Origin of the sequence: Herbidospora mongoliensis, from assembly GCF_001570545.1 — a bacterium.
Classification (GTDB): domain Bacteria; phylum Actinomycetota; class Actinomycetes; order Streptosporangiales; family Streptosporangiaceae; genus Herbidospora; species Herbidospora mongoliensis.
In genome coordinates this window covers 857,035-872,196 of the sequence record NZ_BBXD01000008.1, presented here as the reverse complement: position 1 = coordinate 872,196, position 15,162 = coordinate 857,035, and the positions used below count along the sequence as shown (strand labels likewise).

Below are 15,162 nucleotides of genomic sequence, written 5' to 3'. Positions count from 1 at the left end.
GCCACCCCGCGGCGTACGGCTACTTGATCTTTTCGGAGTCCGAAACGGCCTGCTTCCAGGACTCTTCGGGGTCCTGGCCCTGGAGCTCGATGCGGCCGAGGCCGTTGCCCATGGCGACGTTCACGTCACCCGACTTCGGGCCGGTGTACTGCGGCTTCAGCGCCTTGGCGGCGTCGGTGAAGATCTTGCCGATGGGGGCGTCGCCGAAGTAGGGGTTCACGAAGTCGGCGACGGCCGGGTCGGTGTACAGGCCGGGCAGCGACGGCAGGGCCGAGGCGTCCTTCCAGAGGGTGAGCTGGCTCTCCTTGCTGGTCAGGAAGTTGATCAGCTCGGCGGCCTCCTTGGGGTGCTTGCCCTGCTTGGGGGCGAGCAGGTGGGTGCCGCCCTGGTTGCCGCCGCCGCCGGGCACGGCCGCGATGTCCCAGGTGCCCTCGCCGGGCTTCTGGTCCTTGATCACGCCGGTCTTCCATGCGGGGCAGACCATCGTGGCGAAGGTGCCCTTGGCGATGCCGGTCGTCCACTCGGGGGTGAACGCGACGAGCTTGCCGGACAGCTTGTTCTGGATCATGGAGACCGAGACGTCCCAGGCCTTGCGCACGTCGGGGTTGGAGCCGACCACGACCTTGTCGCTGGTGTCGTAGAAGCCGACGGGGGCCTGCTCGACCATGGCGCGGAAGTGCTCACCGGGGCCGTCGGTGAAGGCGGCCTTGCCGCCCGCGGCGACGAACTTCTTGCCGGTCTCGACGTACTGCTCCCAGGTCGGCCACAGGGCGCCGACCTCGTCGCGGTTGCTGGGCAGGCCGGCCGCCTTGAACAGGTCGGGCCGGTAGCACATGGCCAGGCCGCCGACGTCGGTGCCGAGGCCGATGAGCTGGGAACCGTCCTTCGACAGGCCTAACTGCCACTTCCAGTCGAGGTACTCGGCCTGGCGCGACTGGAGGCCGAAGTCGTTGAGGTTGTGGAACTTGTCGGCGACCTCGCGGAAGGTGGCGATGAAGCCGCCCTCGACGGCGACGATGTCGGCGGCGCCCGCGCCGGTGGCGACCTGGGTGACCAGGTTGTTGTGGTGGTCGTTGAACTGCGCCCGGCGCTCGGTGATCTCGACGTTCGGGTGGGTCTTCTTGAACTCCTCGTACAGCGGCCCGTAGTGGAAGTCGCTGAAGAGGGCGACCGTCAGCTTGACCGGTTCGGCGGCGGCGGGAGCGGGGGCGGAGCCGGTCGCGCCGGGAGCCGGCGTGTTCTCCCCACCACCACAGGCGGCCAGGAGGGAAGCGGCGATCAGGGGCACCAGCAGCCGCGCGGCACGGCGGCGAGGGGGGTGAGACATGCCGATGGAACCTTCCTATTTTTGATCATGAAGAGAACGTTCCCTGGAGTGAGGGTCGAGCGGAGCCCAGGGGGTTGTCAATGGGCTGCGAGATAACGATCGTCGTGACCTCCAGGGAACGTTCCCTGGTGTTTTCTCGTGTTTCAGCAGCTCACAGACGTGCTTCAAGGATCGCCTGAATCACATAGAGCGCTTTCTCGATTGTCACCGGATTTCCCGGAAGTTAATCCTAGTCTTGACAAAAGTCCAGAATCGGCAGGACGATCCTGGCGCGAGAGCGCTTTCTGTTCTCTCAGGTACGGCTCAGCGCCGTCTTCCGCCGAGGAGGTTCCATGCGGGGATCAGCCCAGGTGGGCACGCGCGCGCAGGGTCGGCAGGTTTCGTGGCAGGAAGGTTCGGGGCTTCGGCGCCGGAAGGGTCGCGCCGGACCCGACCGGCGCCGAAGATTGTCAGCCCTGGTTCTTCAGGGTCTCGCGCCGACCTTCCAGCTCCTCCGCGAGGGTGTCGAGCTGGTCGGCGCCGGCGATGAGGGAGGACAGTTCGGCCGAGTCGGCCGGACCTTCACCCGCCCGGTCACCGATCTGCTCCCGCAGGGAACGGGCCTCGGCGCGGATGCGGGCGATCTCCTCTTCAACCTGCTGCAGCTCACTCATAAAACGCCCATACCCGAGCAAACGCGGATCATGGACGACAGCATGTAAAACCCCGGCGGGCATGAACGGTTGTTTTACGGGCAGACGGGGGGTCACGCCACATCTGCCTTCGAGGTGAGAACACATGGTTCTATTGGGCCTTCTCCTGATCGTGCTCGCGGGTGCGGTCTTGATCGAGATCTCCGTCCAGGAGACCACGGCGACGGCGACCACTCCGATCTCCGTGCTCGACTGGAACTTCACGCTGACGTCCTTCGAGATGTTCCTGCTCGGCGTGGGAACCGCGGCGGGCGTTCTGATCGGCCTGGCGATGGTCAGCGGCGGCATGCGCCGCGGCGTCGCCCGGCGTCGCCGACTGCGCGAGGAGCGACTGGCCGAGCGTGACCGCGTCTCCCGGCTGGAGAGCGAGAAGCGGAACCTGGAGCAAAAGCTCGTCGACCAGAACCACAACGGGGTCGACGACCGCGACGAGACCCGGCCGGTCGAGCACGCCGAAGACGGCGACCAGCTCGTGGCGGGCGGACGGCACTCCCGCCGAGACGACGCCTTCTGACCGCTGACCCAGAACATCGGCCCTCGCCTCGTCCCATAGGCGGGGGCCGAGACCATTCCCCGGATTGGACCGTTCTGTCATGCTTTTCCCCGATCAGTACGCGCGGAGAAGAGTGCAATGACCGACCTGTTCACGCTCGGCGAGGTGCTGGGCGTCGTGACCGCCGACCGCATCCGTCACGACATGTCCGCCCGGCTCGACCTGGAGGGCCCGGAACTGACCGTGGCGGTCGGCCTTGCCCGGCTCGGGCACTCGGTGGCCTACGTCGGCCGGGTCAGCGACGACGAGGTCGGGATCCGCACCTCCACGGTCCTACGCGGCGAGGGTGTGGACGTCTCCCACGTGAAGGTCGACGAGACCGCCGCCAGCGGCCTGGCGCTGCGCCAGCGCCGGATCGGCCGGGTCGCGCACGCCGTCTTCTACCGCGAGGGCTCGGCCGGGTCCCGGCTGTCGACCGGGGACGTGCCGACGGCGGTCCAGGACGCCCGCATCCTCCACGTCACCGGGATCACCCCAGCGCTGAGCGGCTACGCGTGGAGCGCGGTGCACCACGCGGTCAAGCTGGCCAAGGACGCCGGGGTGCTCGTCTCCGTCGACGTGAACCACCGCGCGACGCTGTGGGACAGCGTGAACGAGGCCCGTCAGGGCCTGCGCGAACTCGCCGGGTCGGCCGACATCCTGTTCGCGAACCAAGACGAACTCGACCTGGTCGAGCCCGCGCTCGCCCAGGTGCCCGAACTCGTGGTGACGCGCGGGTCCAAGGGCGCGAGCGCGACGGTCGAGGGTTTCCGGTACGACACCCAGGCCGCCCCCGTGACGGTCGTGGACGCGACCGAGGTCGGCGGCGCGTTCGTGGCCGGATATCTGAGCGCGGTGCTCGACGGGGTGCACCCGTCCGACCGGCTCAAGCGGGGCATCGCGGTGGCGGCGTTCGCGGTGGCCAGCCACTCGACCTGGCAGGGCCTGCCCAACCGGTCAGAGCTGCCCCCGTGATCCGGCGTCGGCACGGCGGGCACCAGCTCAAAGTCCCGCTGATCTGACCCTGAGGTTCGCCGGATCGTAGACCGGGCCGGTGATCACGTCGGCCCCCACCCAGCCGCCGTTGACGCCGACCTCGACCCTGGTCACGCCCTTGGGCAGGTAGGCGTAGGCGATCGACCTGTCGACACGGTGGCCGTAACCGCCCGAGGTGACCCGCGAGGCCGGCACCCCGTCGACCCGCACCGGTTCTCCGCCCAGGCAGACCTCGGCGGGGTCGTCGACGAGGAGACAGGCGAGTTCCACGGCGGATTCCGTGCGTGGAACTTCCCGGCGGACCGCGAAGCCCAGACCGGCCTCGAACGGAGTCGTCTCGGGCGTGATGTCGGAGCCCCAGACCCGGTAGCCCTTCTCCAGACGCATCGACTCGATCGCCTTGTAACCGCCGGGCCGCAGCCCGAACGACGCCCCGGCCTCCATCAGCGTGTCCCACAGGGTCAGCCCGAACTCGACCGGCGTGTAGAGCTCCCAGCCGTATTCACCGACGAAGGTCACCCGCTGGGCCTGGACCGGCACGTAACCCACGCTGATCGGGCGCGACTGCATGTAGCCGAAGCTCAGGTCGTCACCGGTCAGCCCGCTCAGGATGTCGTGGGAGGCAGGGCCCCACAGGCAGTAGCAGGCGTAGGCCGAGGTGACGTCGGTGACCTCGACCCCGTTCCTCCGGAGCAGCGCCGCGTCGTGGCCGCCGAAGGCGGTGCCCGTCACGAGCCGGAACCGGTCGTCGCCGAGGCGGGTGATGGTGACGTCGGCGTCGATGCCGCCGCGCTTGTTGAGAAGCTGGGTGTAGACGACCGTACCGACGGGACGATCGAGGTTGTTCCCGGCCAGCGCCTGCAGTCGCTCGAACCCGCGCAGGTCGAACTTGGAGAACGAGGTCTGGTCGAACAGCCCGGCCGCGTCCCGGGTGGCCAGGCATTCTTCGCGGACGGCGGGTGACCAGATCCGCCCGGCCCACCCGTTCGGGCGCGGCGAGCCCCATCTACGGGCGGCGTACCAGTTGACCCGCTCCCAGCCGGCCTTCTCGCCGAACTCGGCGCCCAGCTCGGCGTGCCGGGCGTAGGCCGGGGAACGCCGCAGCGGGCGGGCCGCCTGGCGCTCCTGGCCCGGATAGACGATGTCGTAATAGACGCTGTACGAATCCAGCACCTTCGTCCGCGCCCACGCCTGAGACCGGGCGTGCGGCCCGAAGCGTGAGACGTCCATGGCGAACATGTCGTATTCGGGGGCGCCGTCGACGATCCACTCAGCCGTCACCTTGCCCACGCCCCCGGCGGCGGCCAGGCCGTGCACGCAGAAACCGGCGGCGACCCAGAGGCCGCGTACCGAGGTCTCCCCCAGCAGGAACTCCCCGTCGGGCGTGAACGCCTCGGGCCCGTGGACGACCTTGACGATCTCCCCGCGTTCCCGCAGATGCGGAAGGCGTTTCACGGCGGAGGCCCACGACTCCTCGAACTTCGGCATGTCCGGTTCGAACAGGAAACGGGACTCCCGAAGCGGGTCGGGCTCGTCCCAGACCTGCGGCGTGCGGACGTAGCCGCCGACCAGGATGCCGCCGCCCTCCTCGCGGAAGTAGACGATGTTGTCGGGATCTCGCACGGTCGGCATGTCGTCCGAAACACCGGTCGATTCGGTCACGACGTATTGATGCTTGATCGGCACGATCGGAAGATCGACCCCGGCCATCCGCCCGATCACCCCGGACGCCGCCCCGGCCGCGTTGACGACCGTCCCGGTGGAGATGACGTGATCGCCGAGGCGTACCCCGGTGATCTCCCCGTTCACGGTGTCCAGCCCGGTGACGGTCACCCCGGTGAAGATCTTCACACCGAGTTTCCGCGCGCCCTCCGCCAGCGCCTTCGCCAGCCGCGCCGGGTCGAGCCAGCCGTCGCCGGGCAGCCAGAGGGCCGAGACGACGTCATCGGTCTCCAGCAGCGGCAGGCGTTCTTTGGCCTGCGCACCGGTCAGAAGTTCCAGGTCAAGCCCATACGTCTCGGCCGCACCCGCCTGCCGGACCAGTTCCTCGTGCCGTTCCGGCGTGGTCGCGAGCCGCAGCCCGCCCACGCCGTGCCAGCCCGGGTCGAGGCCGGTGAGATCGCGGAGTTCGGGGTACAACCCAGCCGAATACATGATCATGCGGGTCTGGGTGACCGTCGAGCGCAGCTGCCCGACGAAGCCCGCCGAGTGCCAGGTCGTGCCTTCGGTCAGGTCGTGCCGTTCGACGAGGACGACGTCCTGCCAGCCGAGCCGGGCCAGGTGGTAGGCGACCGAACATCCGGCCACCCCGCCCCCGATGACGACCGCTCGGGCGTCTGCGGGAAGTTGCACCATCGGTACCGTCCTGTAACAACTGACGCCCAAAATGCGATCAATGGTCTAAACGTAGACCAAAAGGAGTCAGGCATGCCAGATCCTGTCGCGGCCGCGCTGGGTCTGGTCGCGTCCTGGGCCGGGCGTCCGGTCACGCACACGAGGATCAAGGGCGGGCTGAGCCACTACATCGCCCGCGTGGAGACCGAAGACGGCGACCGCTGGCTGCTGCGCGTGCTCGATCCGAAGATCGCCGCGACCGGGCTGGGCCTCCCCCTCGACCAGGAGATCGCCAACACCGTGGTCGCCGCCGGGACCGGCGTGGGCGCCCGGGTGCTGCACGAACTCCCCGGTGCGCTGATCCTCGAATACATCGACGGCGTCACGCTCGACGCGCCGGCCGTCCGGGCCCGGATCTCGAAGATCGCGAAGGCCTGCAAGACACTGCACGCGGGCCCGCGCTTCGCCAACGACTTCTCGATCTTCCGCAAGTACGACGGCTTCGTCGCCCTCTGCCGCGAGCACGACCTGCCGATCCCCGATGGCTTCTCCGAGTTGTCCGGCACAGTCCGCGCGATTGAGGAAACTCTGGCGAAACGTCACATAACGGACGTACCCTGCCACAACGACCTGCTCCCCGAGAACTTCATCGAAGCTCAGGGCCAGGTCAGAATCGTCGACTACCAGCTCTCCGGCAACAACGACCCCTGCTTCGAACTGGGCGACATCGCCGCCGAGGCCTCCCTCGACCCCGACGACGTCGAACGGCTCACCCGAGCCTATTTCGGCACCCACGACGAGGCGTTGATCGCCCGCGTACGACTGAACGTGATCATGTCCAATCTGACCTGGACGCTCTGGTTCGTCGTACACCACGGCCTTGTGGCGCAGCAGCGCGACTTCGACTACAACGCCGAAGCCGCGACCAAGTTCGCCAAGGCGACGGGCGATCTCACGGACCCCGGCTTCGGTTCCCTCATGGAGGCCGCCGGCCGGTAACCCCCCAAGGCAAGGCATGAGGAGGCCTCGATGGCTCAATCCCTCGACGACGAGAAGCGGCTCGCGGAACTCGGCTACAAACAGGAGCTGTCGCGAACGTGGAGCGGCTTCTCCAACTTCGCGATCTCCTTCTCCATCATCTCGATCCTGGCCGGCTGTTTCACGACGTTCGGCCAGGCGTGGAACAACGGCGGCCCCATCGCCATCTCCTGGGGCTGGCCGATCATCTCGGTCTTCATTCTGATCATCGGCCTGTGCATGTCGGAGCTGGTGTCGGCCTATCCGACGGCGGGCGGCATCTACTGGTGGGCCGCCAAGATGGGCAAGCCGATCCACGGCTGGTTCACCGGGTGGTTCAACCTCATCGGCCTGGTGGCGGTGACCGCGTCGGTCGACTACGGCTGCGCGACCTTCATGAACATCACCCTCGACCGGTTCTTCGGCTTCGAGGTCTCACTGGGCAACACGTTCATCCTGTTCGCGGTCATCCTGGCGCTGCACGCGCTGATCAACATCTTCAGCCACCGGCTGATCTCGGTCCTGCAGAACGTGTCGGTGTGGTGGCATGTGTTCGGCGCGGCGGTGGTCGTGCTGATCCTGATCTTCGGTCCGGACTCGCACCAGTCGATGTCGTTCGTGTTCACCGAGACGATCAACAACTCGGGCTTCAGCGACAGCAGCTTCTGGATCTTCGTGCTGCCGCTGGGCTTCCTGCTCACCCAGTACACGATCACCGGTTTCGACGCGTGCGCCCACGTGTCGGAGGAGACCCAGGGCGCCTCGATGTCGGCGGCGCGCGGTCTGTGGCAGTCGATCTTCTACTCGGCGATCGGCGGCTGGGTGCTGCTGCTGGCGTTCCTGTTCGCCGCGACCAACGTCGATGAGATCAACAACCAGTTCGGCTTCGTCGGGGCCATCTTCGACACGGCCGTGCCGGGGAACCTGGCCAACGCGATCTTCGCGATCTCCACGATCGGCCAGTTCTTCTGCGGCATGAGCTGTGTGACCTCGATGTCGCGGATGACCTACGCGTTCTCCCGGGACGGGGCCGTCCCCGGGTGGCGGCTCTGGTCCAGGGTGGACAAGAACCGGACACCGGTGAACGCGATCATCCTGGGCTGCGCCGCCGCTCTGGTCCTGACCCTGCCGGCCCTCTACAAGGCTCCCACCGGAACTCCGCTCGCGTTCTACGCGGTCGTCTCGGTGGCGGTCATCGGCCTCTACATCGCCTTCGCCATCCCGATCTACCTGCGGCTGCGCATGGGCGACCGGTTCCAGCCGGGGCCGTGGACGCTGGGCTCGAAGTACAAGGTGATGGGCTGGATCGCGATCATCGAGATCGTGATCGTGTCGATCTACTTCATCCTGCCGCTGGCGCCGGCCGGAGTGCCGTTCTCCGACGGGTTCACCTGGACGGCCGTCAACTACGCGCCGATCGTGGTGGGCGTGATGGTGCTCGGCGTCGGCCTCTGGTGGCGGTTGTCGGCCCGCCACTGGTTCACCGGCCCGCGCCGGACCGTCGACGAACTCGGCGAGCCCTCGATCAAGCCTTAGCGTCGAAGGCCGCCGCCACGGCGGCGGCCACCGAGGCCATGTCACCGGTGTGGGTCTCGCGGGAGACCGAGGTCATGTCGACGTCGGGCATCCCGCAGGGCACCGCCAGGTCCCACGGAGTGAGGTCGCCGTCGACGTTGATGGCGAAGCCGTGGCTGGTCACGCCCTTGGAGGCGCGCATGCCGATGGAGACGATCTTCCGGCCGGTGGCGCGGGTCCAGACCCCGGTGAGCAGTTCGGAGCCGGGCGGCGTGTCGCGCCGCTCGGCGTCGACGCCGACCCGGGCGAGGGCGTCGACCAGCCGGAGTTCGACCTCGCGGATGTAGTCGACGACCCCTTCGCCGGTGCGCAGCTTGACGATCAGATAGCCGACGAGCTGCCCGGGGCCGTGGTAGGTGAGCTGCCCGCCCCGGGTGGTCGTCACCACGGGGATGCCGTGGGCGGGGTCGGGCAGGTGTTCCGTCAGCGTCCGCCGGCCGACCGTGAACACCTTCGGGTGGCTGAGCAGCCACAGGGTGTCGGGTCGGCGATCCTCCTGCCGGTCGACGATGAGTTCGTCCATGGTGTCCATGGCCTTCTCGTAGTCGACCAGCTCATCGTGGATCAAGGTCAGCGGCCGTGCGTCCATGAAAACAGAGGATAGGTCAGCGGCCCGCGTACTTCTGCGCGGGTGCCTTGGGAAAGACCACCCACATGATCAGGTAGGCGACGACCTGCGGACCGGGGAGGATGCAGGAGAGGACGAACAGCAGCCGGACGAGCGTCGGCGGCATGTTGAAGCGCTCGGCGAGACCGCCGCAGACCCCGGCGATCATCTTGTGGTGACGGGATCGGTGCATCAGAGGTTTCCTCCATCGTGTGGGTCAGTTACCGGTTCAACGAACCGTCAAAGAACCCCGTTCCACCACGAACCCTGAGAAAACCCCTAAGGGGCAACGTGTCGATCTGACGGCGGATAGGCGTACGGGCTCAGCGCGGCTCCGAACTTGACGAGCACCCCGATGGTCGACCGCCGGATCGAGTCGTGCAGGAGAACCCACGCGATCCACCCGATGACGAGATTCATCCAGTACGACACCAGCCGGTAGAGCAGCACGACCGCCGCCGCCTGCCCGCCCGACATCCCGGCCGCGATGTAGGTGGCCGCCATCCCGACCTCGGCCACCCCCAGCCCGCCCGGCACCACGGCGAACGCGGCGGCCGTCTTGGCCGCGACGAACCCCAGCAGCACGGTGTGGGGATTGGCGGTCGCCTCGATGGCGACGCAGACCGCGCCCAGGCTGATGACGTCGAGCACCCAGTTCAGCAGCGCCAGGTGGGCCAGCCGCAGATGGTCGCGCCGGGTGCCGCCGACCGTGGCGAAGGTGGCCCGCACCTGCTTGGCGACCTTGGGCATCCGGTCGAGCAGATGCCCGGCCTTGAAGGCCAGCACGCCCAGCACGATCACCGCGCCGAGCGCGATCAGCGTGACCATCCGGGTCTCCGGCGAGAAGACCAGCGCCACCAGCGCCAGCACCCCGAACGTGCCCCCGGAGTAGGCCGCCGCCAGCACCAGCACCGCCGCGATCAGCCGCTTACCGGCCCCCAGCTTGGCGAACACCTGGGTCGTGTACGCCACCGACACCACCGGCCCGGCCGGCAGCGACCCCGACACGGCGTTCCGGGCGAAGGTCACCGCCAGGATCCGGGGCCGCGAGACCTTGACCCCGCCGAGAGCCAGCAGTCGCCGGAAGAACCGGGCGAACACCGCCATGGCCAGCAACTGGAACCCCGCCGCGACCAGCAGCCAGTTGGCGTCGGCCGCGGTGATCACATTCCACACTTCGGACGGTGATGGCAGGGCGTCCCGCAGCGTGAGGTAGGCCAGTACGGCAAGCCCCGCCAAGGCCGGCCATTTCAGCCAGCGAATCATCCTCACCCCAAGAATGATGCACGTTTGACCTGAGACATCGCTGAGAGGGTCAGGGTCAAGCCAACCGCGGCCCACCCCGCCAGCACCAGCAGCGGCACCCCAAGGGCTGCCCCGTCGAAGAAGACGACGTTCCTGATGGCGGCCGATCCCTGCCCGACCGGTAGAACGTTCCCGATCGCCGCGTACCACTCGGGGATGAACCGCGCCCCGAGCGGCCCGCCACTGGCCGGCACCCCGATCAACACGAAGAGCAGCGCGGCCAGCCCGGCGCCGGCCGGACCGATGATCCGCACCAGCCCCGAGACGACCAGCCCCAGCGTGATCACGAGCGCCGCGGAGATCCCCGCGAGCCCGAGGAACGCGCCCGGCAGCGCCCCGAACACGACGTCCCCGAGCCACGCGTTGGCCAGCCCGACGGTGACGCCGGCCAGCACGACGGCCCCGATGCCCGCCGGCGCCTTCTCCCTCCCGGCCGCCACGCCGATGGCGATACCGGGGATGACCAGCCCGATCACGAAGAACATCCCGGCGATCCCGCCCTGGTCACCGGGCGGCAGCGGATGCACGTCCTCCACGGCCAGCGGCCCGGTGGCGGCGAAGGCGGCGGTGAACACCGCGGTGACGACCGTGGCCGCCGACCGGCTCGCGGCACTGGCGACCAGCAACTTCTGCTGCTGCGGCAGCACGACCGCGTCGACCTCCCGATCGGCGAGCGCGCCCCGCGCGGCGGCCTCGTCGGCGTAGCTCGTGATCTCGAACTTGCCGTCGAGCTTCTGCGCCATCTGCGCGGCGGCCTGGGGCGGCCCGACGACGCCGACCGGCACGTCATGGGGCTCGGGCGAGTGCAGCGCACCCACGAACGAGCCGACGAAGAACATCCCGATGAGCGTGGCCAGCACCACGGCCGGGATCAGCCTCTTCATGATTTCTCCTACTGATGACTTCAACGCTGTTGAGTTCAACATAGATGAATTCAACGTGGTTGAATAGCCCTCATGGAGAACAGCAAGACCGGCCGCCGAACCGGCACACCCCCGACGAGAGAAGCGATCCTGGAGGCCGCCATCGCGTCCTTCACCGAGTCCGGCTACGCCGCCACCACCATCCGCGCCGTCGCCCGCGCCGCCGACGTCGACCCGGCCCTGGTCATGCACTTCTTCGGCTCCAAAGACGGCCTCTTCGACGCCGCCCTGCGCGGCGCCATGCCGGTCCGGCAGCTCGCGAGCACCCTGACGGGCGATCCCTCGGATCTGGGTGTACGCCTGACGCGCCGCTACCTGGAGCTCTGGGAGAGCCCGGAAACCGGCCCGAGGATCCGCGCCATCGTCAGCTCCATAGCCACGACGCCGGCGGCGGCCCAGATCATGCGCGACTTCATGACCGGCGAACTGGCCGGACCCATCGCGAAGAACCTCCCCGGCGACCACCCCGACCGCCGCGCGATCCTCGCCGCGGCCCAGCTGATGGGTCTGGCCTTCGCCCGCTACGTCCTGGCGCTGGAGCCGTTGACGACCATGAGCGTCGACGAACTGGTGATCTCCGTAGGCCCTTCCGTTCAGCGCTATCTGACAGGGGATCTTGGGTAATAGGGTGGGAAAGGCCCTGAAAACGGAGGTTCTTGTGGACGCGACGGTCCTCCAAACCCACTCGAAGCTGATCCTTCGCCAGAAGATCACCCCGATGGTCAACCGCTATGTGGTGAGCACGGAGCAGCCCGACGGCTCCGAGGGCCCGGTGGTCGCGTTCGCCGAACAGAAACGCCTGACTCTGAAAGAGCAGGTGACCTTCTACACCGACGAATCCCGCGCGGAGGCCCTGGCCTCCTTCAAGGCGCGCAAGGTCATCGACCTGGCGAGCGGCTACGACGTGGTCGACGCCTCCGGCACCTCGATCGGAATGTTCCGCAAGGACTTCGGGAAGTCGTTACTCCGCTCGACCTGGCACGTGCAGCAGCCCGGACTGCCGACGTACACGGGAACCGAGCGCCGCCTGTCGGTGGCGTTGTTACGGCGCTTCGCCGACTCGCTGGAGTGGCTGCCCTACCACTTCGACTTCAGCGTGGGCGCGTCGATCGCGTTCTCGGTGGACCGCAAGTGGGGCCTGCGAGACAGATACGCGATCGAGATCAACGACCCGAGGTTGGACCGGCGCCTGGTCATCGCGATGGCGGTGGCGCTGGACGCGCTGCAATCGCGGTAGGCGCTTTCGGGCAAGAAAAAACCCGGCCCACAAGGGAACCGGGTGGTCTATGTCTCCAGTGTAGCTGATCGTTTGCGTTCCGTAACGGTTTCGCCGGCACCCGGGGATCCCGCCAGGGTCGAGCACACAGAGGCCGACCCAACAGACCGAGCGGCATAACACGCAAACCGCCCCGCTCATTACTTTGGGCATTACATTCGTCACCATTTGTTGAATCACCCCCACCTTTCCCGAACACATGTCCATAGCATCAACGCTATGACTTGGGGTAACGTCAAGCTGGAACTGGAAGTTTCCAATTGGTTGGAAGGGCTGACTACAGCGGGGTTCACCCGTGCGGAGTTCTACATCAAACTGCTGGAGGACCAAGGGCCGCTCCTCAGCGAGCCCTACACACGGCAGCTCGATGGCAAGCTACGTGAGCTGCGCTTCTATCTACACAATGACCAGATGCGCATCACTTACTGGATAGCGCCTGGGCGGCAGATCGTGCTCCTCACGGTGTTCCGCAAGACGCGGATGCGTGAGGCTCGGCAGGTCGAGCGTGCTCGCCGAGCGCTGAGGCTGTATATCGAGGCAGCTCAGGACCGCGACGATGAGGAGATCTGATGAGCGAGCGGATTGACTGGAAGGAGCTCCGGAATCGCCGGATGGCGGAGCCTGGCGCGGCGGAAGCTCACGAGGCGACACGAATCGCCTACGAGCTGGGTAAGACCGTCCGAACAATGCGAGAAGAACGAGGCTGGAGCCAGAGTGACCTCGCTTCCAGGGCCGCGATGACGCAGTCGGCGGTGGCCCGTTTCGAGGCTGGCGGCACGGTCCCGACGATTCCTGTCCTTGAGCGTCTGGCCCGGGCTCTCGACGCCGACGTGGAAGTCCGGCTGACACCACGCGCCCCGGCCGCCTGAAGATGGCCGGGCGAGTTCGGGCGGTCCTCTTCACCCCGAGTGGGCACCTGCTGACGATCAAGCGGGTGCGGCCGGGGCTCGCGCCCTACTGGGTCTTTCCCGGTGGAGGCATCGAACCTGACGACGCCGGCCTTGAGGACGCGCTGCTGCGGGAGGTCCGCGAGGAGCTCGGGGGGACCGCCGTCATCGACTCGATCTTTCACGTCGATCCCGAGGGCGCGTACTTCTTCCTCGCCCGGATCGACACGTGGGATCCGGCCCTCAGGACAGGTCCGGAGTTCGCCGATCCGGCGCGCGGCGAGTACATCATCGAAGAGATCCCGATCGACCGGCTGGCCGAGATCGATCTGCGGCCGGAAGACGTGAAGCTGCTGGTCAGTCGGCTGGATCCACGCGGAAGGGCCGACTGAGCACGTCGGCGGAGGTTCGCCGGTCCGCGGTGTCGATCCGGTGGCGCCGCGACGTCCCGCCAAAAGTCGGGGGAACACCGGCGGGCCTCGCCGTGTTACGGTGACATCGGGATTGCGTGTTTCTGGCCGCTGAGCGGCACACGTTCCCGAACCTCACTTCATGATTCGCCGAAGGCGTCCCACAGGGCCTTCGTGGCCTGCCTTCCCGTGCTCCCAAGGAGCTCTCCATGGCAACCCCCCTTCTTCGCCGTACCCACAATGTGGGCGGCATCCTCGATGGCCGTCACCTGCGGGTCGACGGCTACCTCCGATCTTCAAACGACGTCGTCGTCCCGCCTGAGCTGCTCAAAGGGCTCCGGCAGGGTGACGTCGTCCACGGCACCGCCCAGGGCGGCAGGCTCGTCTCCATCGACGCCGGGCCGCCCGACGAGCGGCCGCACTTCGCGGAGCTCACCCCCGTCCACCCGGAAGAACGGCTCCGGCTGGAGACGAACAAGACCGTTCTCTCCACCCGGGTCATCGACCTGCTGACCCCTATCGGCAAGGGGCAGCGGGGGCTCATCGTGGCCCCGCCCAAAGCCGGCAAGACGCTGATTCTCAAGGCCATCGCCAATGCGATCAGCGCGAACCATCCCGATGTGCATCTCATGGTCGTCCTGATCGACGAGAGGCCGGAAGAGGTCACGGACATGCGGGAGTCGGTGCGGGGAGAGGTCATCGCCTCGACCTTCGACCGGCCGCCGACCGATCACATCACCGTCATCGAGCTCGCCGTCGAGCGGGCCAAGAGGCTCGTCGAGCAGAAACACGACGTCGTGCTGCTCATCGACTCGATCACCCGGGTCGGGAGGGCGTACAACATGACTCTGCCCGGCGGCGGGAAGACGCTCAGCGGCGGGATCGACGTGCGGGCCATCCACCCGCCGAAGCGGGTGCTGGGCGCGGCGCGGAAGCTGCGCGAAGGCGGTTCGCTCACGATCATCGCGACGGCCCTGGTCGAGACCGGGTCGAAGATGGACGACAACCTCTTCGAAGAGTTCAAGAGCACCGGCAACATGGAGCTGCGGCTCAGCCGCGCCCTGTCCGAGAAGCGGGTCTTCCCCGCCGTCGACGTCACCGGATCGGGCACCCGCCGGGAGGAGCTCCTCTTCGACGCCGCCGAGCTGCCGCTGGTCTGGCGGCTCCGCAAGGCGCTGCACACGCACGAGAGCTACGAGCCCTTCCTGTCCAAGCTGAAGGACACCGGCTCCAACGCCGAGCTTCTCCTCGGTCTCGCCCGAGCGGCCTAAGCTGACGGGC

Annotated in this window: 17 protein-coding genes; 10 read left to right on the top strand and 7 right to left on the bottom strand. The window is 67.6% G+C overall.

All coding sequences use genetic code 11. The annotated features are described in order from the left end of the window. Positions 1–19: 19 nt before the first annotated feature. Both AW272_RS04335 and AW272_RS04330 read right to left on the bottom strand, forming a co-directional pair. Positions 20–1,327: an ABC transporter substrate-binding protein gene (locus AW272_RS04335; protein WP_066361116.1), complete on the bottom strand. Its 1,308-nt coding sequence runs from the start codon at positions 1,325–1,327 to the stop codon at positions 20–22. A gap of 449 nt (positions 1,328–1,776) precedes the next feature. Continuing rightward, positions 1,777–1,980 (bottom strand): hypothetical protein, encoded by a 204-nt coding sequence (locus AW272_RS04330; protein WP_066361115.1) that lies wholly within the window; start codon positions 1,978–1,980, stop codon positions 1,777–1,779. A gap of 124 nt (positions 1,981–2,104) precedes the next feature. Between AW272_RS04330 and AW272_RS04325 the strand changes: the two genes are divergently transcribed. Then, positions 2,105–2,533 carry a hypothetical protein gene (locus tag AW272_RS04325; protein WP_157518290.1) on the top strand — a complete coding sequence of 143 codons (429 nt, stop codon included), beginning with the start codon at positions 2,105–2,107 and terminating at the stop codon, positions 2,531–2,533. Between the two features lie 117 nt (positions 2,534–2,650). Further along, on the top strand, positions 2,651–3,526 hold the full coding sequence (locus AW272_RS04320; protein WP_066361113.1) for a sugar kinase: 876 nt from the start codon (positions 2,651–2,653) through the stop codon (positions 3,524–3,526). 27 nt (positions 3,527–3,553) lie between these two features. Here the strand turns inward: AW272_RS04320 and AW272_RS04315 are convergent, their stop codons facing one another. Beyond that, a complete protein-coding gene (locus AW272_RS04315) occupies positions 3,554–5,902 on the bottom strand; it encodes a GcvT family protein (protein ID WP_066361112.1) in 2,349 nt (782 codons plus the stop codon). Between the two features lie 72 nt (positions 5,903–5,974). Between AW272_RS04315 and AW272_RS04310 the strand changes: the two genes are divergently transcribed. Beyond that, complete coding sequence (locus tag AW272_RS04310) at positions 5,975–6,880, top strand: phosphotransferase (RefSeq protein ID WP_066361111.1); 906 nt, start codon at positions 5,975–5,977, stop codon at positions 6,878–6,880. Positions 6,881–6,910: 30 nt separating this feature from the next. Beyond that, the gene (locus AW272_RS04305; RefSeq protein WP_066361110.1) at positions 6,911–8,434 is read left to right on the top strand and encodes an amino acid permease; all 1,524 of its coding nucleotides are present in this window, start codon (positions 6,911–6,913) and stop codon (positions 8,432–8,434) included. Here the strand turns inward: AW272_RS04305 and lipB are convergent. From lipB to AW272_RS04285, 4 genes are all read right to left on the bottom strand, one after another. Next, the gene (lipB, locus tag AW272_RS04300) at positions 8,424–9,062 is read right to left on the bottom strand and encodes a lipoyl(octanoyl) transferase LipB (RefSeq protein ID WP_066361109.1); all 639 of its coding nucleotides are present in this window, start codon (positions 9,060–9,062) and stop codon (positions 8,424–8,426) included. The two genes, AW272_RS04305 and lipB, sit on opposite strands and share 11 nt — an antisense overlap. Positions 9,063–9,078: 16 nt before the next feature. Beyond that, a complete protein-coding gene (locus tag AW272_RS04295; RefSeq protein ID WP_066361108.1) occupies positions 9,079–9,273 on the bottom strand; it encodes a PspC domain-containing protein in 195 nt (64 codons plus the stop codon). Between the two features lie 86 nt (positions 9,274–9,359). Next, positions 9,360–10,346 (bottom strand): lysylphosphatidylglycerol synthase transmembrane domain-containing protein, encoded by a 987-nt coding sequence (locus AW272_RS04290; protein ID WP_066361107.1) that lies wholly within the window; start codon positions 10,344–10,346, stop codon positions 9,360–9,362. A gap of 2 nt (positions 10,347–10,348) precedes the next feature. After that, the gene (locus AW272_RS04285) at positions 10,349–11,269 is read right to left on the bottom strand and encodes a hypothetical protein (RefSeq protein ID WP_066361106.1); all 921 of its coding nucleotides are present in this window, start codon (positions 11,267–11,269) and stop codon (positions 10,349–10,351) included. 72 nt (positions 11,270–11,341) lie between these two features. Between AW272_RS04285 and AW272_RS04280 the strand changes: the two genes are divergently transcribed. The 6 genes from AW272_RS04280 to rho all read left to right on the top strand — a co-directional run bounded on the left by AW272_RS04280 (position 11,342) and on the right by rho (position 15,152). Continuing rightward, positions 11,342–11,932, top strand: coding sequence for a TetR/AcrR family transcriptional regulator (locus AW272_RS04280; protein WP_066361105.1), 591 nt, complete (start codon positions 11,342–11,344; stop codon positions 11,930–11,932). Between the two features lie 34 nt (positions 11,933–11,966). Beyond that, a complete protein-coding gene (locus AW272_RS04275; protein ID WP_218010777.1) occupies positions 11,967–12,545 on the top strand; it encodes an LURP-one-related family protein in 579 nt (192 codons plus the stop codon). A 258-nt stretch (positions 12,546–12,803) separates the two neighbouring features. Next, a complete protein-coding gene (locus AW272_RS04270) occupies positions 12,804–13,154 on the top strand; it encodes a type II toxin-antitoxin system RelE/ParE family toxin (protein ID WP_066361104.1) in 351 nt (116 codons plus the stop codon). Next, a complete protein-coding gene (locus AW272_RS04265) occupies positions 13,154–13,453 on the top strand; it encodes a helix-turn-helix domain-containing protein (protein WP_066361103.1) in 300 nt (99 codons plus the stop codon). The genes AW272_RS04270 and AW272_RS04265 overlap by 1 nt, the downstream gene beginning before the upstream one ends. Positions 13,454–13,455: 2 nt before the next feature. Then, positions 13,456–13,863, top strand: coding sequence for an NUDIX hydrolase (locus AW272_RS04260; protein ID WP_066361102.1), 408 nt, complete (start codon positions 13,456–13,458; stop codon positions 13,861–13,863). A 227-nt stretch (positions 13,864–14,090) separates the two neighbouring features. Continuing rightward, positions 14,091–15,152 (top strand): transcription termination factor Rho, encoded by a 1,062-nt coding sequence (gene rho, locus AW272_RS04255; protein WP_083957932.1) that lies wholly within the window; start codon positions 14,091–14,093, stop codon positions 15,150–15,152. Positions 15,153–15,162: the final 10 nt, after the last annotated feature.